The 17,846-nt window shown below is 58.4% G+C and carries 17 protein-coding genes; 12 read left to right on the forward strand and 5 right to left on the reverse strand.

The window, feature by feature from the left end; all coding sequences use genetic code 11:
* The first annotated feature begins 5 nt into the window (after window positions 1-5).
* On the forward strand, window positions 6-965 hold the full coding sequence (gene dmeF / locus AOP6_RS08635) for a CDF family Co(II)/Ni(II) efflux transporter DmeF (RefSeq protein WP_155876346.1): 960 nt from the start codon (window positions 6-8) through the stop codon (window positions 963-965).
* Window positions 966-1,037: 72 nt separating this feature from the next.
* On the opposite strand, the gene AOP6_RS08640 is transcribed toward dmeF, so the two are convergent.
* The 5 genes from AOP6_RS08640 to AOP6_RS08660 all read right to left on the reverse strand — a co-directional run bounded on the left by AOP6_RS08640 (window position 1,038) and on the right by AOP6_RS08660 (window position 6,578).
* Window positions 1,038-2,363, reverse strand: a complete 1,326-nt coding sequence (locus AOP6_RS08640) for an anaerobic C4-dicarboxylate transporter (RefSeq protein ID WP_155876347.1) — start codon at window positions 2,361-2,363, stop codon at window positions 1,038-1,040.
* A gap of 189 nt (window positions 2,364-2,552) precedes the next feature.
* On the reverse strand, window positions 2,553-3,251 hold the full coding sequence (locus tag AOP6_RS08645) for a response regulator (RefSeq protein WP_155876348.1): 699 nt from the start codon (window positions 3,249-3,251) through the stop codon (window positions 2,553-2,555).
* Window positions 3,248-4,888 (reverse strand): sensor histidine kinase, encoded by a 1,641-nt coding sequence (locus AOP6_RS08650; protein WP_155876349.1) that lies wholly within the window; start codon window positions 4,886-4,888, stop codon window positions 3,248-3,250. Before AOP6_RS08650 ends, AOP6_RS08645 begins: the two co-directional genes overlap by 4 nt.
* A 55-nt stretch (window positions 4,889-4,943) precedes the next feature.
* The gene (locus AOP6_RS08655; protein WP_155876350.1) at window positions 4,944-5,906 is read right to left on the reverse strand and encodes a DUF808 domain-containing protein; all 963 of its coding nucleotides are present in this window, start codon (window positions 5,904-5,906) and stop codon (window positions 4,944-4,946) included.
* Window positions 5,907-5,909: 3 nt separating this feature from the next.
* Entirely contained in the window at window positions 5,910-6,578 is a 669-nt protein-coding gene (locus tag AOP6_RS08660; protein WP_155876351.1) for a class I SAM-dependent methyltransferase, read from the reverse strand.
* Window positions 6,579-6,913: 335 nt separating this feature from the next.
* Between AOP6_RS08660 and atpD the strand changes: the two genes are divergently transcribed.
* The 11 genes from atpD to AOP6_RS08715 all read left to right on the forward strand — a co-directional run bounded on the left by atpD (window position 6,914) and on the right by AOP6_RS08715 (window position 17,835).
* On the forward strand, window positions 6,914-8,368 hold the full coding sequence (atpD, locus tag AOP6_RS08665) for a F0F1 ATP synthase subunit beta (RefSeq protein WP_155876352.1): 1,455 nt from the start codon (window positions 6,914-6,916) through the stop codon (window positions 8,366-8,368).
* Complete coding sequence (locus AOP6_RS08670; RefSeq protein ID WP_155876353.1) at window positions 8,365-8,745, forward strand: F0F1 ATP synthase subunit epsilon; 381 nt, start codon at window positions 8,365-8,367, stop codon at window positions 8,743-8,745. The genes atpD and AOP6_RS08670 overlap by 4 nt, the downstream gene beginning before the upstream one ends.
* 29 nt (window positions 8,746-8,774) lie before the next feature.
* Complete coding sequence (locus AOP6_RS08675; protein ID WP_155876354.1) at window positions 8,775-9,122, forward strand: AtpZ/AtpI family protein; 348 nt, start codon at window positions 8,775-8,777, stop codon at window positions 9,120-9,122.
* Window positions 9,119-9,427, forward strand: a complete 309-nt coding sequence (locus AOP6_RS08680) for an ATP synthase subunit I (protein ID WP_155876355.1) — start codon at window positions 9,119-9,121, stop codon at window positions 9,425-9,427. Before AOP6_RS08675 ends, AOP6_RS08680 begins: the two co-directional genes overlap by 4 nt.
* A gap of 33 nt (window positions 9,428-9,460) precedes the next feature.
* On the forward strand, window positions 9,461-10,162 hold the full coding sequence (locus tag AOP6_RS08685) for a F0F1 ATP synthase subunit A (protein WP_155876356.1): 702 nt from the start codon (window positions 9,461-9,463) through the stop codon (window positions 10,160-10,162).
* 26 nt (window positions 10,163-10,188) lie between these two features.
* Entirely contained in the window at window positions 10,189-10,473 is a 285-nt protein-coding gene (locus AOP6_RS08690; protein WP_155876357.1) for a F0F1 ATP synthase subunit C, read from the forward strand.
* 1 nt (window position 10,474) lies between these two features.
* Window positions 10,475-11,281 (forward strand): hypothetical protein, encoded by an 807-nt coding sequence (locus tag AOP6_RS08695; RefSeq protein ID WP_155876358.1) that lies wholly within the window; start codon window positions 10,475-10,477, stop codon window positions 11,279-11,281.
* Complete coding sequence (locus tag AOP6_RS08700; RefSeq protein WP_155876359.1) at window positions 11,274-12,806, forward strand: alternate F1F0 ATPase, F1 subunit alpha; 1,533 nt, start codon at window positions 11,274-11,276, stop codon at window positions 12,804-12,806. Before AOP6_RS08695 ends, AOP6_RS08700 begins: the two co-directional genes overlap by 8 nt.
* Window positions 12,807-12,843: 37 nt before the next feature.
* The gene (locus tag AOP6_RS08705) at window positions 12,844-13,713 is read left to right on the forward strand and encodes a F0F1 ATP synthase subunit gamma (RefSeq protein ID WP_155876360.1); all 870 of its coding nucleotides are present in this window, start codon (window positions 12,844-12,846) and stop codon (window positions 13,711-13,713) included.
* Between the two features lie 142 nt (window positions 13,714-13,855).
* Window positions 13,856-15,430: a trehalose-phosphatase gene (otsB, locus tag AOP6_RS08710; protein ID WP_155876361.1), complete on the forward strand. Its 1,575-nt coding sequence runs from the start codon at window positions 13,856-13,858 to the stop codon at window positions 15,428-15,430.
* Window positions 15,427-17,835 (forward strand): glycosyl hydrolase family 65 protein, encoded by a 2,409-nt coding sequence (locus AOP6_RS08715; RefSeq protein WP_155876362.1) that lies wholly within the window; start codon window positions 15,427-15,429, stop codon window positions 17,833-17,835. Before otsB ends, AOP6_RS08715 begins: the two co-directional genes overlap by 4 nt.
* The last annotated feature ends 11 nt before the right edge of the window (window positions 17,836-17,846 follow it).

The raw sequence follows: 17,846 nt of genomic DNA on the forward strand, positions 1-17,846 counted from the left end.
TGGAGATGAACCGACACGAACAGACCGCCGAGCGCCTGGCGCACTCCCACGAATTCACCAACATCAATCCGGGCAATGAGCGGCGCACCCTCTGGGTCATTCTGCTGACCCTGGCCACCATGGCGGTCGAGATTGTGGCCGGCCATCTGACGGGGTCGATGGCCCTGCTGGCCGATGGCTGGCACATGGGCACCCACGCCTTCGCTCTGGGGATCACCTACGCCGCCTATCGATTGGCCCGACAGCACCGCGACTCCGATTATTTCTCCTTCGGCACCGGCAAGTTCGGCGTGCTGGCGGGCTACACCAGCGCTCTGTTTCTGGGACTGGCCGGCCTCTGGATGATCGTCGAATCTGTCCAGCGCCTGCTGAACCCCGTGACCATCGCCTTCAATGAAGCGATCGGGGTCACGCTGCTCGGTCTGATCGTCAACCTCGCCAGCGTCATGATTCTGCATACGGCCGAAGAGGGCCATCCCCACGACCATCACGATCATCCTCATGACGGCCAGCACGACCATAGCTATCGGGCCGCCTACCTGCACGTCATCGCCGATGCCCTCACCTCCATCTTCGCCCTGGTGGCTCTGCTGACCGGGCGCTTTCTGGGCTGGACGGTTCTCGATCCCGTTATGGGCATCGTCGGTGGCCTGCTCATCAGCCGCTGGGCCTACCAGCTTATCAAGACAACCGCCGTGATTCTCCTCGATGGGGGCGTCACGGCAACCTTAACAACCCGAGCCAGGGAACTGATTGAAGCAGACCAGGAAAGCCGCGTCATCGACCTGCACCTCTGGCCCATCGGCTCCCGGGACATCGCCTTGGTCGCCTCCGTCGTCACCGGCTGCGGTCACACCTCTGAGGACTATCAGAATCGCTTGAAAGCCCTGCCCCATGTCACTCACGTGAGTGTCGAGGTGCATCCATGCGATGACCCGGACTGCTCCTGCTCACCCCCTGCGTAAACACAAGAAAGGGCCGCCTCTCAAAAAGAAGCGGCCCTTTCTTGTCGACATGGCGTCCTGCTGACGACTCTGTCAGATCAGCATTATCGCCAGACCGTAGCCGACAATACAGGCCGTCACCACCGCGAAAAACCCTGGCATCATAAAACTGTGGTTGAAGTAGAATTTGCCGATCTTCGTCGTCCCCGAAATATCGAAGTTGATGGTGGCAATATCCGAGGGATAGTTGGGGATGAAAAAGTAGCCGTAGCTCGAAGGCATGATGGCGATGAGCAGGGCCGGCGACAGCCCCAGCGCCAGCCCTACCGGCAGCATCATGATGCAGGTCGCGGCCTGGCTGTTGATGACGACGGAGACGGCAAACATGGCCAGGGCAAAGGTCCAGGGGAAGTTGTTGACCATTTCGGTGATGCCTGCCTTGAAGCTGGGCATGGCGAACTGGAAATAGGTGTCGCTCATCCAGGCGATACCGAAGATGGCAATCGCCGCCACCATCCCCTGCTTGAAAACAACGCCGTCGGAAACCTTGGCGGCCTTGATCCGGGTCACCAGCAGTATGATGCCACCAAAGGCGAGCATCATCATCTGGATAATGACATCCATTTTGATCGGTTTGCCGCCAGGCTGCAGGGTGCGGATTTCCGGCACCATGGCAATGATAACGATAGAGACCAGGGCCAACAGGAAGAGCAGCACCGAATTACGGGCGGCGGCAGGGAGCTTTTCCCCGAGGGTCGTGGCGGCGCTCGCCTTGATTTCAGCCCCCCAATGGGGATCCTGGAGGCGGCGCTGGTACTCGGGATCCTTGTCCAACTCGACCCCGCGACGCATGCTGTAGGCCACCATGGCGAGCAAACCGATGAAGGTCGCCGGAATGGTCACCCCGAGGATGGAGAGCAGCGTGAGGTCGGGAGCCAGACCGGAGAGTTGGGTCAGGTAAAAGACGACCGCGGCCGAAATGGGACTGGCGGTGATGCCGAGCTGCGAGGCGACGGAGGCGGCCGCCATGGGGCGTTCCGGCCGAATGCCGTTTTTCAGGGCGACATCGCCGATGATCGGCATGATGGAATAAACAGCGTGGCCGGTGCCGAGCATGACCGTCATGGTGTAGGTGACCAGGGGGCCAAGCAGGGTGATGAGTTTGGGCCGCGAACGCAGCAGTCGCTCGGCAATCTGCAGCATGTAGCGCAGCCCACCGGCGGCTTCCAGCACCGAGGCGCAGGTGACGACGGCCAGAATGATAAGCATGACGGTGATAGGCGGGCTGGTCGGCGGCATCTTGAAGACGAAGACTTCGATGGCCAGGCCGATGCCGGAAACCACCCCCAGCCCCATGCCGCCGAAACGGCTGCCGATGTAGAGCATCATCAGCAGAAAGAGAAATTGAATGTAGAGCATGGACCTTCTCCTTGGCTTGGGAGGGTGCCGGGAAGTTCGCGCCAATCCGCGTTCTCCCCGTTTTTCACCCTCGATACTGCTCAAGGATAGATCCAGGACAAATTCGTGTAAATATTTGGATTTTAAAAAGAATTTATTTCTTTACGAGCATTTTGTGCATTGTGTTCAACGCGCTGTCCGTTCGGGTCTTCAGCGGCTGCGCACATAGCGGCGTTCGGGCCGGCCCACCACACCGTAGATGAGATCGGCTTTGAGATAACCTTCCGTGATAAGAAACTCCAGATAGCGGCGGGCGGTGGAACGGCTGGCGCCGATGCGCTGACCGACCTCGTCGGCGCTGAGGTCAGCGACCGCAGGATCGTCGAAGACCTGCCGCACCTTTTTCAAGGTCAGCGGATCGATGCCCTTGGGGGTCATATCGACATCGGGCTCGGTCGTTTTGAGGGCCGACGAATGCAACAACCGGTCGATTTCCTGCTGTTCCAGATCGTCATCCGAATCGAGGCGCAGCCGGTAACGGCGAAATTTTTCGAGTGCCTCCTGAAAACGAGGGAAATACACAGGCTTGACGATATAATCGAAAATGCCGCCGCGCAGGGCCTCCTGCAGAGAGGCCATCTCGCGGGCGGCCGTAATGAGGATGACATCGCTGGGGGCCTCGACCTTCCGCATACGGCGCAGCAGATCCAGCCCATGGCCTTCCGGAAAGAACAGATCGAGCAGAACCAGATCCGGTCCGAGCACCTCCACCATCTCCTCGCCGTCGGCCAGCGTGTTGGCCACCGCCACCACCTCGAAGCCGGGGACTTTTTCCACGAAGCGCCGGTGCAGTTCGGAAATACGCGGATCATCCTCGACGATGAGCACCCTGAGCGTTGTACCGGTCATCCTACTTCCTCCTTGCCAGCCTTGGGTATGCTGACTGTAAAGAGCGCGCCGCCCAGTTCTCCCTGCCCGTAGGTGATGCTGCCTCCCAACGCCGTCACCGCCTGGCGCAGCAGGTACAGGCCGAACCCGCGCCCGGCCTGACCCTTGGTCGTCACCCCCTTGTCAAAGAGGGTTTCGGCCACCTCCGGGAACACCCCCGGCCCCGAATCCTCAACTTCGAGAATAAGGTCATCCCCCAGATCAGTCAGAATCAGGCGTACCTCCCAGGGCCGGTCGCCGATGCGAACCGCCTCAAAGGCATTGTCCAGCAGGTTGCCGAGAATGGTGACCAGGTGCTGACGGTCGATAGGAGCAGGCACATCGGCCAGCGAGCTGTCGGGATCCAGGGAGAGATGGACTTTGAGCTCCCGGGCCCGGTTGAACTTGCCGAGAATGAGTCCCGCCACCACCGGGTCCGGTACCGCCTTGGTCAGGGTGCGGATCAACTCCTCGTAGCCGCTGGCCTCCGTCATGATGAGATCCAGCGCCTCCTGCTGGGCACCAATCTGCAGCAGACCCGCGATGGTGTGCAGCTTGTTGGAGTATTCGTGGCTCTGGGAGCGCAGCAGCTCGGAGTATTCCTGCATCTGCGACAGCTCACGCCCGAGACGGTCGAGTTCATCCTTGGGCCGGAAACTCGCCACCGCCCCCCGGGGCGGGCCACTGAAGGGCGCCACGTTGACAATCATGGTCCGCCCCTTGAGCAGCATCTCCCGGTCAAGCACGCTCTGGCCCCCGGTCAGCATCTTTTCCAGTTCGGGATTGGTGCATGCCTCAGCCAGCCGGCGGCCGCGCAGGTTGTCAGCCCCTTCCTGGCCGAGGTAGCGGCGCGCCGCCTGGTTGACCAAGGTCAGCTGCCCTTCTCCGTCCACGGCCACCACCCCTTCGCGGATGGTGCCGATAATGGCGTTGCGCTCCTGGTACAGGGCAGCGATTTCGTGGGGTTCAAGGCCAAAAATAGCACTCTTGAGCCCACGGGCGATAAGAGCGGCGCCAAAGACGCCGAACAGCAGAACGATGGCAATGTAGCCGTAAATCTGCCGCTGCTGAGCCCTGACCGTGACGTCGATGTCACGCAACAGATAGCCGACGGCCACAAAGCCGATGACGTCCTGATTGTCGCCGCGTAAGGGCACAATGCCGCGCAGCGATTCGCCCAGCGTGCCGACAGCCCGGGAGACATAGGCACGCCCTTCCTGCAGGGCCGGCCCCAGATCCCCACCGACAAAAGGATGACCGATCCGCGAGGGGTCCGGATGGGAATAGCGGATGCCGCGGCTGTCGCCGATCACCACGTATTGCGACCCCGTCGCCTGCCGGATCTTTTCGGCCACGGCCTGCGTCCGAGCAGAATCCCGGGCGAGAAGGCCTTCCAGAACTTCCGGATCGTAGGAAACGGCATGGGCGACATCGAGGGCTTTGGCGCCGATCTCATCCAACAGGCTGTGGCGAAGAAAGTCGGAAAAGAGCGCCCCGACCAGGCTGACCAGAATAACCAGCAGGCCGGTGACCAGCAGGCTGAGCTTCAGCTGCAGGCTCCTGGGGAGAAGGCGGTCGATCCGTTCCAGCAAGGAGGTTTGGTTCGGGTCAATATCCATGGTGGTCCCTCTTCGTTTTCTGGACACCTTCGGGTCAGCGATGGTCTGACGGTTCTTATTTTTGTACGACAGGCCTGAAACGGTTGGCCAGTGCCTTAACAAGCTGAACCGCCCCCAGCACCAGTCCGCCCGCGACAATGCCGCCCAAACCGTCAACCAGCACAGGAGTTACGATGGCGAGAATCTCGCCAATCGAGCCGAAGCCATGAACAAATTCAACCACGGCGTGGGCCACAGCGTGGCCGCCAGGCAGGCCATGCATGAGGATGCCGCCGCCGACCAGGAACATGGCCGCGGTGCCGACGACGGACAAAAACTTCATCAGCAGGGGCGCCAGCCGTAACAGGGCTGCGCCGACCATTCGACGGAAACGGTCCGAAAAAGCGGTGCCTTGCCGCCGAAGCAGGTGAAGACCGGCGTCATCCATTTTAACGATGCCGCCGACCAGCGCATAGACCCCGACGGTGACCAGCAGGGCAATCGTCGAAACCACCGCCACCTGCAGACCGAGGGCCTTGCCTTGCACGGTGCCAAGGGCAATCACGATGATTTCGGCGGAAAGGATGAAGTCGGTGCGCACAGCCCCCTTAATCTTGTCTTTTTCCAGGGCCACCATATCCACTTCGGGATGGCTCAGGGCACGGATCTTTTCGGCGTGATTGGCCTCATTGGCCTCTTCATGGCGCCCAAACTTGTGAACCAGCTTCTCGAAACCTTCATAACAGAGGTAAGCGCCGCCGACCATCAGCAATGGGGTAATGGCCCAGGCCGCCAAGGCACTGATCAGCAGAGCTGAGGGCACCAGAATGAGCTTGTTTTTAAAGGACCCTTTAGCCACCGCCCAGACCACCGGCAGCTCCCGGTCGGCGCGAATGCCCGTGACCTGCTCCGCGTTGAGGGCCAGATCGTCCCCCAGAACCCCGGCCGTCTTTTTGGCGGCGACCTTGGTCATCACCGAGATATCGTCCAGCAGGGTGGCGATATCATCGAGAAGGGTCAGCAAACTGCTACCAGCCATGTTCTATCCTCCACTCTCCTGTTGAGATGTCTCGGCCAGCAAATCCTGCGGCCGCTGAGCAAAGGTCGCCACTCCCCAGGTGTTGTAGGACGCGAGTCCCCAACCAGAGACATAAGCGGCCTGCATCTCGCGAACAACAAAACCGCCCTCTTCTATAAGCGCGGGGATATCGCGGTTCAGATGACAACCGCCCCCGAGGCATCGCCAGGCCGGTGCCAGACGGTTCTGCCAGCGGCGGATGCGTGCATCAGGAGCCAGGCCATGTTCGCAGAAAACAAGTTCGCCATCCGGTTTGAGCACGCGCCCTATCTCCCGCAAGGCCTGCTGCACGTCGACGATGGTGCACAGGGTATAGGTCACCAGCACCGTATCGACACTTGCCGATTCCAGTGGAATATCTTCGCAGGGCAGCTCGATGAACTCCACTGGAAAATTCACCGCCCGCGCCTTCAGTTCCGCTTTCTTCACCATCTCGGGTGAAGGATCGAGCGCCCAGAGCTTGCTCACCTGGGCGGCATCGTAATAAGGAAGATTCAGGCCCGTCCCGATGCCCACTTCCAGAACCTCTCCCCGGGCCAGCGGCACCACTTTCTCGCGCAGCAGCATGGCAGGCTTCAGGCTGCAGGCAAAGTGAACGAGATTCGGCAGAATGTGTTTGTTGTAGAGCTTCATCGAGGAGCCTTGGCTTGGATAAGTTAATGGATCGAGCCCGCCTGACCGGACGCCGACCTTCGGCAACAGCGATTGGTTTTTTTAGCGGACTAGTATGATTTAGCATAGGGAGCCGGGCCAGGTATACCCGCAAAAAACGGATGGACTCATTCCAGAACTTATCAGCCCCTTTAATCAGCGCATCGACAGTGTGACAACAATTTACCAACCAACAAAAAGCTGCTATTTCGCTGATATTGCAGCCGAGGCAGTTTGCCTGCCTCACCTTGACAAGCACCCGACAGACGATAAGTTGAAGGCAGAGAAAATTCTCGAAAGATACCATTGAGACAGCTATGAAGGGTTCATCCGGAAAAAAATATGGCGTTGTCTCCTCGGTCATCGGAGGAGTGGTCGAGGCCCGATTCCATGAGGGGCTGCCCCCTCTCAACAATCTCCTCGTCACCGGAGATAATGAGGGGATTCGGGTCGAGGTCTCGCTGCATCTGGACAGCGAAACCGTGCGTTGTAATGCGCTGACCCCTACCGGCGGACTCAGCCTTGGCACTCCTGTCCGTGACACGGGTCAATCCCTGCAGGCCCCCGTTGACAGGAAAATCCTCGGCCGGGTGTTCAATGTCTTCGGAGAAACCATCGACCGCAAGGATCCCCTTGAAGATGTGCAGCGGCGCTCCATTCACCGTCAGTCTCTGAACCTGACGGAACTGGCGACCCAATCGGAAATATTCACCACCGGCATCAAGGTCATCGATATCCTGGCACCGCTGGAACGCGGCGGCAAGGCAGGTTTATTCGGTGGAGCCGGCGTCGGCAAGACCGTGCTCATCACCGAACTGATCCACAACATGGTGGGAGAGCATGAGGGGGTCTCCATCTTTTGTGGCATCGGCGAGCGCTGTCGTGAGGGGGAGGAACTCTATCGCGAAATGCAGGAAGCCGGAGTCCTCGACAACACCGTGATGGTCTTCGGCCAGATGGACGAACCACCAGGATGTCGTTTCCGGGTCGGGCTCACCGCCCTGACCATGGCGGAGTATTTTCGTGACGACCGCCGCCAGGATGTATTGCTGCTGATCGACAACATCTTCCGCTTTATCCAGGCTGGCATGGAACTCTCAGGGCTTCTCGGACTCCTCCCATCGCGGCTCGGCTATCAGTCGACCATGGCATCCGAGCTCTCCCAACTGGAAGAGCGCATCACCAACACGCCGCATGCGGCCATTACTTCCATCCAGGCGGTCTACGTTCCCGCCGACGACCTGACCGATCCCGCCGCAGTACACACCTTTTCTCATCTGTCAGCCTCCATCGTCCTGTCGCGCAAGCGGGCCAGTCAGGGATTGTACCCAGCCGTAGACCCCCTTGAATCCTATTCCAAGATGCTGACTCCCACCATCGTCGGGGACCGCCATTACCGGATTGCCCAGGAGATCCGCCGCACCCTGGCCTCTTACGAGGATCTGAAGGACATCATCGCCATGCTTGGCATGGAAGAGCTATCCCGCGACGATCGGCAAACGGTGCTGCGTGCCAGACGATTGGAGCGTTTTCTGACCCAACCGTTCTTCACCACCGAGCAGTTCACCGGGATGCCAGGCAAGACCGTTTCCCTTGAAGAAGCTCTCGACGGTTGTGAACGCATTCTTAATGACGAATTCAGCGAAGCTCCGGAAAAGAGCCTTTATATGATCGGCGGTATTGACGAGGCCAGAGGCAAGACTCGTCAGAAGCCATCCGGTGACGAAGCTGACAATCGAACAGATCTTTCAGGCAACCGGGAAGCGACATGAAACTCAAGATATTTTTACCCAGCCGTATCCTTCTGGAGACGGAGGTCGCCACCGTCACGGCCACCGGCCTGAACGGCAGCTTCGGTCTGCGGCCCCATCACATCGATTTCGTCTCTGTCCTGGAACCTGGCCTGCTCGCCTATCGTTCCACAGAGGGGGGCGAGGAACACTTCATCGCCATCGATTCGGGAGTGCTGGTCAAACAGGGAGACCAGGTACGGGTGTCGGTGCGCAATGCTGTCAGCGACGCTTCCCTGGAAGAGTTGTCAGCGGTGGTGGAGGACCGGTTCAGGGAACTTGATGAGCACGAGCGCAAGGTGCAGACAGCCGTCGCTCGACTGGAAGCCAACTTTATGCGCAGCTTCATGGATCTCTAAGGCGGATTCCTTCAAAGGAAGGGCAAGTCGTGGCAGATGAATCGGACAAATCAAAACTCAATCAGCAGTTCCGGCGCAAGGTCGAAGAGAGCCAGAAGCGCAAAATACGGGCCCGCCGGCAGGGAGACCAGGGCGTCTGGTTTGGACTCGGTATGTTCGGCCTGGTGGGATGGTCCGTCGCGATCCCTGTTCTGGCCGCGATCGCCCTCGGGATATGGATCGATTCCCGGATTCAAAGCCGTTACTCCTGGACCCTGATGCTGCTGCTGACAGGTATCATCGTCGGCTGCCTGAACGCCTGGTTCTGGATTTCAAGAGAGCGCAAGAACATCGAAGAGGCGTATCACCGGGAACGCCGGGACGAGGATGACTCATGATGGAACAGATACAGATCGAATGGTGGCAACTGACCTGTGCCCTGGCTGCCGGGGCCTTCATGGGGTTTTTCTATTTCGGCGGACTGTGGCTGACCCTGGTGCGCATTCCCGCAAGCAGCAGGCCGCGGCTGCTGCTTGGAGGTAGTTTCCTGCTGCGACTCACCCTGACGCTCACAGGCTTCTACCTTCTCCTCCCCTGGGGAGGGCTGTCGCTGCTTCTGGCCATGGGCGGGCTGATTATGACGCGACAGGTTTTACTCAAGATCAAGGGGATTGGGGTCGCCAGCAGGGTCAGCACCCCTTGAACGGTGGCCGAACAATATCTGACGGGAGATGACATGGAAATCACGCCTGATGCCTCCATCTACTGGCAGTACGGTTTTGCCAAACTCAATGCGACCATCCTCGTGACCTGGCTGAATATGCTCCTGCTGGCCGGTGGCGCGACCCTGATCACCATGAAGCTGACCTCCGGTGAAAATATCGGTTGGGGCCAGAACCTCCTTGAGGTCATTGTCGACAATATCCGCAAACAGATAGAAGCCATGGGGCTACGCCCGGCCGACGAATTTCTCCCTTTTATCGGCACGCTGTTCCTGTTCATTCTGTTCCCCAACATCCTTGCCGTCGTCCCGGGCTACCGGGCTCCGACCGGCTCTCTGTCGACCACGGCCGCCCTGTCCATCTGTGTATTCATAGCCGTGCCTGTCTGGGGCATTCGCCGTCAGGGTCTTCTCGGTTATCTGAAAAACTACATTCAGCCGACCCCCCTCATGCTCCCCTTCAACGTCCTTGGCGAGCTCTCGCGAACATTGGCTCTGGCCGTGCGCCTTTTTGGCAACATTATGAGTGGCGCGATGATTGCCGGCATCCTGCTGTCACTTGCGCCCCTGCTCTTTCCGGTGCTGATGAACATTCTGGGGCTGATAACAGGCGTCATTCAGGCCTATATTTTTGCCGTACTTGCGACAGTCTATCTGGCGGCGGCTGTCAGGGTCCAGTATGACACCGAAGAGAAACATCATAAACACAAACAATAACCGACCACCTGAAGGAGGGCCTACTCATGGATAATCTTGGTTGGATCGCAGTCGCATCGATCTTCAGCAGCAGTCTCTGCATTGGCATCGGCGCCATCGGACCCGCCCTCGGTGAGGGCCGTGCCCTCGCGCAGGCGCTGGCTGCCATCGCACAGCAGCCCGATGAAGCCAACACCCTCACCCGCACCCTCTTCGTCGGTCTGGCCATGGTCGAATCGACAGCTATCTACGCTTTCGTCGTCTCGATGATTCTGATCTTCGCCAATCCTTTCTGGAATTACTTCCTCGACCAGGCCGGTAGCGGAGGGTGAAATGCTCATTGACTGGTTCACTATCGTCGCGCAGCTGATAAATTTTCTCATCCTGGTTTACCTGCTGAAGAGGGTTCTCTATAAGCCGATCGTCCGCCATATGAACGAGCGTGTAGCAAATATCAACAACCGCCTGCAGGAAGCGTCCGACAAGGTGGCGCAGGCAGAGGAAAAGGAAGAGCTCTTCCACCAGAAAGAGCTGGAGTTTGAGGAGCAAAAAGAACACCTGCTGAATCAGGCTCAGGACGAAGCACAGCAGCGGAAACAGGAACTTATCGAAAAAGCCCGTGAGGAGGTGAACGAGAAACGTCAAACCTGGGTCGAGACCCTGGAGAGCGACCGTCAGGCCTTCGACAGGAACATGAAAAACGCGGCCAGCCGGCAAGTCCTGCAGATAGTGCAACGCTCACTGCAGGACCTGGCAGACGAATCCCTGATCAACCGCCTGGCCGAAAAGATGGTCTCCCGCCTCCAAAATCTCGACCAGGACGCTCGGGAAAAACTTGAGCGCGCCACCAAATCTGGACATATCATCGTACGCTCTACCTGTGAACTCGAAGAATCCGGCAAGGGCAAAATCACCGAAGCTCTGCGCCAAATGGGCATCGAGAAAGTTGAAATCACTTACCAGGTGGACTCCCAGTTCCCCCTTGGTGTCGAAGCCAGCTCTGGAAATCTAAGATTTTCCTGGGGAATAGACAGTTACCTGGAGGGACTGCGATCCCGTGTGATCGATTTGATCGAGGGACAGGTGCAGCATAACAACACCAGACCTTCCCCTGAGGCGGAGGAAACCAAACATGCCTGAAACAACCTCCTCCAGTCTTGACACGGTGATCCGTGAAGCGTTGCAGGCTCTTGACCAGGGCCTGGACGGCTATACTCCTGCCTTGACGCCGCAGGTTGTCGGTCGGGTGAACTCCATCGGCAAAGGCATCGCGAGGGTGAGCGGACTGACCGAAGTCCGGGCGGATGAGCTTCTGGCCTTCCCGGGCAATGGCCTCGGCCTCGCCTTCAACATCAACAGCAGGGAAATTGGGGTGGTCATGCTGGGTGAATACCAGCATCTGCGCTCAGGTGACGAGGTTTACGGCACCGGCCGAGTGCTCGACGTGCCGGTGGGCGAAAACCTGATCGGCCGCGTTGTCGATCCGAACGGGAAGGTGCGCGACGACAAAGGCGGACTCCGTTATGACGAACGACGTCCCCTTGAGCGACCGGCACCCGCCATCATGGATCGCGCCCCGGTCACCACCCCCCTGATGACCGGATTGAAAGCCATCGATGCCCTCATCCCCATCGGCCGCGGGCAACGTGAACTGATTCTCGGCGACCGCCAGACCGGCAAGACAGCGATTACGATTGATACCATCATCAATCAGAAAGACACGGGGGTGCTCTGCTTCTACTGCGCCATCGGACAGCGCGCCTCGACCGTCGCCCGGGTCATCGCGGACCTCGAGAAACACGGGGCCATGGAATACACGACGGTGGTCACCGTCAAAGGGGACGACCCACCGGGGCTTAAATTCATCGCCCCCTATGCCGCCACGACCATGGCCGAATACTTCATGGAAAAGGGTAAAGACGTGCTGGTGATCTACGACGATCTCACCCAGCACGCCCGTGCCTACCGTGAACTCTCGCTGCTGCTGCGGCGACCACCGGGCCGTGAGGCCTTCCCCGGAGATATTTTTTACATCCATTCCCGTCTGCTCGAACGATCCACTCACCTGAAAGAAGAGCTCGGGGGGGGATCGTTAACCGCCCTTCCTATTATCGAAACCGAAGCGCAGAACATCTCTGCCTACATACCGACCAACCTGATTTCTATCACCGACGGCCAGATCTATCTGTCGCCAGGGTTATTCAGCAAGGGAATCCTGCCGGCCATCGACATCGGGAAGTCCGTGTCTCGGGTCGGTGGCAAGACCCAACTCCAGGCCTACCGGGCGGTTGCCGGAGATCTGCGCCTGAGCTATTCCCAATTTGAGGAACTTGAAGCTTTCTCACGCTTTGGTACCCGTCTTGACGAGGAGACCCGTAAAACCCTGGATCGCGGTCGCCGTGTGCGCGCGGTGCTGAAGCAGTCGCAATACTCTCCGCGAACCGCAGCCGAACAGATCATCGTGCTTTTTGCTGTCAACGAGGGTCTTTTCGACGCTATTCCTGAAGAACAGATCATGGCGGGAGAGGAACGCCTGCATACTGCCGTACACCAGATCACCGATATCGCCGAAAAAATCAACGCCGGCAAGATGCTTTCCGAAGAGGATTTCAAGGTGATGCGGCAAACCGCCAAAGAGGCTTTGGCTGCACTGGAAAAGGAATAACCGTCAGCTGCAGTCCCCGGCAAGAGAGAGGTAAGGCATGCAGACTCTGCAGGAGATGGAACGCAAACTCAAAAACACGGGCGACCTCCATACCGTCGTGCGAACAATGAAATCTCTGGCAGCCGTAAACATACGACAGTATGAAGAAGCGAACCGATCTCTTAAAGAATATTTCAGGACTGTCGAGTTGGGCCTGCGGGCGGTCCTCCCTTCCCATCCCTTGATGAATTCCCGACAGAAACCACTAAAAACCCTGTTTCTCGTCTTTGGCTCCGACCAGGGAATGGCTGGCCGCTTCAATGAAGCGATTATCGAATATGTCCACAACGTCCTCAGGGACCAGGACCTGAAGGGGAGCCAACGACAGTTCTGGGTCTTCGGCAGCAAGGCCCAGAGTTTGATGGAAGAGTCCTTCGGCAGACTGGATCAGACCCTGGGGCTGCCCACATCGGTCGAAAGCATTGTCTCACGAGTACAGCAGGTCCTGCTTTTGCTGGCCGGTCATCTGGAAAAACAGGCAGGTTTTCGTTTGATTCTGTTCCACAACAGCCCTTCCGGCGGAGCCTCCTATCAGCAGACTCGAATCAACCTGCTGCCGCCAGACAACCTCTGGCTCCAGGATCTCGGCGGCCGTGATTGGCCCGGGCGACAACTCCCTTTCTACACGCTGCCACGGGAAAAGCTGTTCAGGGCCCTTATCGGCGAGTACCTCTTCGTCGCCCTCTTTCGCGGTTTTGCGGCCAGCCTGGCCGCAGAGAATGCCGCCCGACTCGCCTCGATGCAGCGGGCCGAGAAGAATATCGAGGAAGCGTTGGGTGAGTTAACGAAAAAGTTTCACTCGATGCGCCAGAATGTCATATCCGAAGAGCTGTTCGACGTGATTTCGGGATTTGAAGCCCTGTCCTGAAGAGAGGATGCAAAGGACTCTCCCTGAGTCAGTGACATGGCAATGCCAGACAAAAACAAGATGTCCCCTCGATGAACAGTGACGCTACACCCCAGTTGTCACCATGGAATCTACCCGGTGACGGATCAACGGAAAGAGAGCCATGTCCAGACAGCGATTGACCATCGACCCAGAACAGTTTGACGCCGTGATCTTCGACATGGATGGCGTCGTCACCCAAACCGCCCACCTGCATGCCGGCGCCTGGAAGAAGATGTTCGATGCCTACCTCCAAAAGCGCTCCGAGGGTAGAGGAGAAAATTGTGAACCCTTCAGTATCGAACAGGACTACAGCCGCTATGTGGACGGCAAGGCGCGCTATGATGGCGTCCGCGACTTTTTGGCATCACGCGGAATCAGTCTGCCCGAAGGCCATTCAGATGACGATCCCGAAGAAGAAACCATTCGCGGTCTAGGCAACCGCAAGAACGCCTATTTTCAGCACATTCTCGAAGAACAGGGCGTCGAGCGCTATGAGAGTACCCTCACCTTGATCGACCGACTCCGCGAAGCCGGCATCAAGGTCGCGATCATTTCCGCGAGCAAGAACGCCCGCTCTGTCCTTGCTGCTGCAGGGGTTGATGATCTGTTTGATACCCGGGTCGACGGGATCATTGCCGAGAAAGAAGACATCCCTGGAAAACCGGCCCCCGATCTGTTCCTTGTCGCCGCCAAACGACTCGGGGCAGCCCCCCCTCGTGTCGTGGTGGTCGAAGATGCGCCATCCGGGGTCCAAGCCGGAAAGGCCGGCGGCTTCGGCCTGGTGATAGGCGTTCATCGGACAGGGCAGCGGCAGGAACTGGAGAAATTTGCCGATAGAGTAGTCGCGGACCTGGACGAAGTCGATGTGGCCATGAGGGACCCGGCATCGACAACAGATGAGCGGCCCTCGGCTCTCGGCAGCTTCGCCGAACTGGTGAATAGACTCGGCGCAAAGCAGCCGGTCGTGTTCCTGGACTACGATGGGACTCTGACTCCCATCGTCGATCGTCCTGAGGAGGCTAAAATTACCGAGGAGATGAGGCAGACTGTCCGTGAACTCGCCCGTCTCTGCCCGGTGGCCATCGTCAGCGGCCGAGACCTCAAGGACGTCAGAAACCTTGTTGGCGTGCAGGAAGTCATCTATGCCGGCAGTCACGGCTTTGACATTGCGGGTCCGAAGGGAAATGAGATGCAGTTCCAGCGAGGAACCGAGTACCTCCCGGCCCTCGACCAAGCTGAACAGGCTCTACAGGAGAACCTCCAGCCGATCGAAGGCGCCCAGATCGAACGCAAGAAGTTCGCCATCGCCGTGCATTATCGACGTGTCCCCGATGACCTTCATGGGAAGGTCGAAGAGGCGGTTGATGCGGTCCTGGCCGAAAGAGAGGAACTGCGCAAGACCAGCGGCAAGAAAATTTTTGAACTGCGCCCCGACCTCGACTGGGATAAGGGTAAGGCTCTCCTTTGGCTGCTAGAGCAGCCAGGGCTCGACGGCGAGGACCTGTTGCCGATCTATGTCGGCGACGACCTGACCGATGAAGATGCCTTGCGTGAGACTAAAAAACAGGGCATAGGCATTCTGGTGCGGGATGAAAACCGTCCGACCCATGCCCATTATGTCCTGGACAACACGAAAGAGGTCCGCGAATTTTTGCGAGCCCTGTGCGACCACCTCAAAAAACGGACCGACTCATGAACAGCTGGATCCTGAAATACGATCGTTTTGAACCGAAGCAGGAGAAACTGCGTGAAGCCTTGACCACCGTAGGCAACGGTTATTTCTGCACCCGGGGGGCGGCACCGGAAGCGTTGGCCGACAGCGTCCATTATCCCGGCACCTATCTCGCCGGAGGGTATAACCGACTCGAGACAAAAATCGCCGGCCGCACGATTGAGAACGAGGATCTGGTCAATTTTCCCAACTGGCTCCCGCTGTGGTTCCGGATCGAAGAGGGTGAATGGTTCAACCTGCAGGCGGTTGAGATTCTCCTCTTCCAGCAGGAACTGGACCTGAAAAACGGCCTGCTGCGGCGCACGGTCCGCTTCCAGGATGATCAGGGGCGCATTACCCGACTGGAGCAGAGTCGCCTGGTCCACATGCGCCACCGGCACCTCGCGGTGCTTGATACCCGGCTGATCGCTGAGAATTGGTCCGGTCAGGTCACCTTCCGCAGCGCCATCGACGGTCGCATCGAAAACGACAACGTCGCCCGCTATCGGGATCTGGCCAACCACCACCTGGAACCGCTGGCAGCGCGGCAACTGGACCGGGAGACCATCTTTCTCAAGGTCCGCACTTGCCAGTCCCGCGTCGAGATGGCCCAGGCTGTCCGTACCCGGGTCTTTTTAGAAGACAGCCAGCAGTCTCCCGATCGTCGCCTCGAACAGGACCAGGCCTATATCGCGCAGACTTTTGCCCTGCACCTGGACGCTGGTGAAACCGTGCACATCGAGAAAACAGTCGCCCTCTTCACCAGTCGTGACGAGGCCAGCACCGAATGCGGACTCGAAGCGTATACTGCCCTTCAGCGTGCGCCCAGCTTGAAGACGTTATTGACAGAACAAGGCCAGACCTGGGCTCATCTCTGGCATCATTTCGGTTTCGAACTCGAAGGTTCGAACAGTGCCGAAGACGTGCCTTTGATCCTGCGCCTGCATATTTTCCATCTCCTGCAGACCGTTTCCCTCCATACCATTGAACTGGATGTCGGCGTCCCCTCCCGGGGCTGGCATGGTGAAGCCTACCGTGGTCATGTTTTCTGGGATGAACTATTCATCTTCCCCCTGCTCAACCTCCGCTGTCCCGAGATCACCCGCACCCTGCTTAAATATCGTTACCGGCGCCTGCATGAGGCCAGGGCAGCGGCCAGGGAGGCCGGCTATCGCGGTGCCATGTTTCCCTGGCAGAGTGGCAGCAACGGCCGTGAAGAGAGCCAGAAAGTTCATCTCAATCCGAAATCGGGCAACTGGATCCCCGACAACTCCCAGCTGCAGTACCATGTCAACGCGGCTATTGCCTGGAACGTCTGGCAATACTACCAGGTCACCTACGACATGGAGTTTCTCTCTTTCTACGGCGCGGAGATGATCCTGGAAATTGCCCGGTTTTGGGCAAGCCTGGCGTCCTGGAACCCAGATCTGGAACGCTTTGAGATTCTCTGGGTGATGGGGCCGGACGAATACCACGACAGCTACCCTGACAGCGATGCACCCGGCCTGAACAACAACGCCTATACCAACATCATGGCGGTCTGGACCCTGCTCTGTGCCATGGAGTTGCTTGAGCTTTTACCCCCGGAAAGCCATAAGGAACTCTGTGAACGCCTCAACCTCAGGGAGGATGAGATCAAGCTCTGGAACGATATCAGCCGTAAAATGCGTCTCGTCTTCCACGACGACGGCATCATCAGCCAGTTTGAGGGCTATGCCGACCTCGCGGAATTTGAATGGGAGCGCTATCGGGAAAAATACGGAAAGATCATGCGCCTCGATCGAATCCTCGAATCCGAGGATGACACGCCGAACCGCTACAAGTGTTCCAAGCAGGCTGACGTCCTGATGCTCTTCTATCTCTTCTCATCCGAGGAGTTGGAGAATATCTTCCAACGACTCGGCTATCCTTTTGCCTACGAGACCATACCTGACAACATCCAGTACTACCTGCAGCGCACCTCTCACGGCTCGACCCTGAGCCAGATGGTGCATTCCTGGGTGCTGTCCCGTTCAGATCGGGAAGGGTCATGGCAGCTGTTCAAGGAGGCCTTGCAGGCCGATATAGATGACAGCCAGGGCGGGACGACCCCCGAAGGGATTCACCTCGGCGCCATGGCGGGAACGGTCGACCTGCTGCAGCGAGGTTATACCGGCATTGAGACCCGCGGGGACATGCTGCACCTGAATCCCTGCCTGCCCCGTGAACTCGATCGCCTTAAAATGCGTCTGCGCTACCGTGGCCAGGCCCTTGAACTGGAAATCACCGGCTCCCGTCTGACGGTGACCTGTCTGCAGTGCGGACTCCCGCCGGTGACCCTCGCTGTTCGCGGCAAGGAAGTGAGCATCGAAGGGGGTCAGACCCGACAGTGGGATCTTGAAACATCATGAGTTGAAAAAAC

Origin of the sequence: Desulfuromonas sp. AOP6, assembly GCF_009731355.2 — a bacterium.
Classification (GTDB): Bacteria; Desulfobacterota; Desulfuromonadia; order Desulfuromonadales; family SZUA-540; genus SZUA-540.

What these genes read in the sequence shown, in the direction of transcription:
- dmeF (WP_155876346.1), top strand. Translation starts at nt 6, where the DNA reads ATGAACCGACACGAACAGACCGCCGAGCGCCTGGCGCACTCCCACGAA.
- AOP6_RS08640 (WP_155876347.1), bottom strand. Translation starts at nt 2,363, where the DNA reads ATGCTCTACATTCAATTTCTCTTTCTGCTGATGATGCTCTACATCGGC.
- AOP6_RS08645 (WP_155876348.1), bottom strand. Translation starts at nt 3,251, where the DNA reads ATGACCGGTACAACGCTCAGGGTGCTCATCGTCGAGGATGATCCGCGT.
- AOP6_RS08650 (WP_155876349.1), bottom strand. Translation starts at nt 4,888, where the DNA reads ATGGATATTGACCCGAACCAAACCTCCTTGCTGGAACGGATCGACCGC.
- AOP6_RS08655 (WP_155876350.1), bottom strand. Translation starts at nt 5,906, where the DNA reads ATGGCTGGTAGCAGTTTGCTGACCCTTCTCGATGATATCGCCACCCTG.
- AOP6_RS08660 (WP_155876351.1), bottom strand. Translation starts at nt 6,578, where the DNA reads ATGAAGCTCTACAACAAACACATTCTGCCGAATCTCGTTCACTTTGCC.
- atpD (WP_155876352.1), top strand. Translation starts at nt 6,914, where the DNA reads ATGAAGGGTTCATCCGGAAAAAAATATGGCGTTGTCTCCTCGGTCATC.
- AOP6_RS08670 (WP_155876353.1), top strand. Translation starts at nt 8,365, where the DNA reads ATGAAACTCAAGATATTTTTACCCAGCCGTATCCTTCTGGAGACGGAG.
- AOP6_RS08680 (WP_155876355.1), top strand. Translation starts at nt 9,119, where the DNA reads ATGATGGAACAGATACAGATCGAATGGTGGCAACTGACCTGTGCCCTG.
- AOP6_RS08685 (WP_155876356.1), top strand. Translation starts at nt 9,461, where the DNA reads ATGGAAATCACGCCTGATGCCTCCATCTACTGGCAGTACGGTTTTGCC.
- AOP6_RS08690 (WP_155876357.1), top strand. Translation starts at nt 10,189, where the DNA reads ATGGATAATCTTGGTTGGATCGCAGTCGCATCGATCTTCAGCAGCAGT.
- AOP6_RS08695 (WP_155876358.1), top strand. Translation starts at nt 10,475, where the DNA reads ATGCTCATTGACTGGTTCACTATCGTCGCGCAGCTGATAAATTTTCTC.
- AOP6_RS08700 (WP_155876359.1), top strand. Translation starts at nt 11,274, where the DNA reads ATGCCTGAAACAACCTCCTCCAGTCTTGACACGGTGATCCGTGAAGCG.
- AOP6_RS08705 (WP_155876360.1), top strand. Translation starts at nt 12,844, where the DNA reads ATGCAGACTCTGCAGGAGATGGAACGCAAACTCAAAAACACGGGCGAC.
- otsB (WP_155876361.1), top strand. Translation starts at nt 13,856, where the DNA reads ATGTCCAGACAGCGATTGACCATCGACCCAGAACAGTTTGACGCCGTG.
- AOP6_RS08715 (WP_155876362.1), top strand. Translation starts at nt 15,427, where the DNA reads ATGAACAGCTGGATCCTGAAATACGATCGTTTTGAACCGAAGCAGGAG.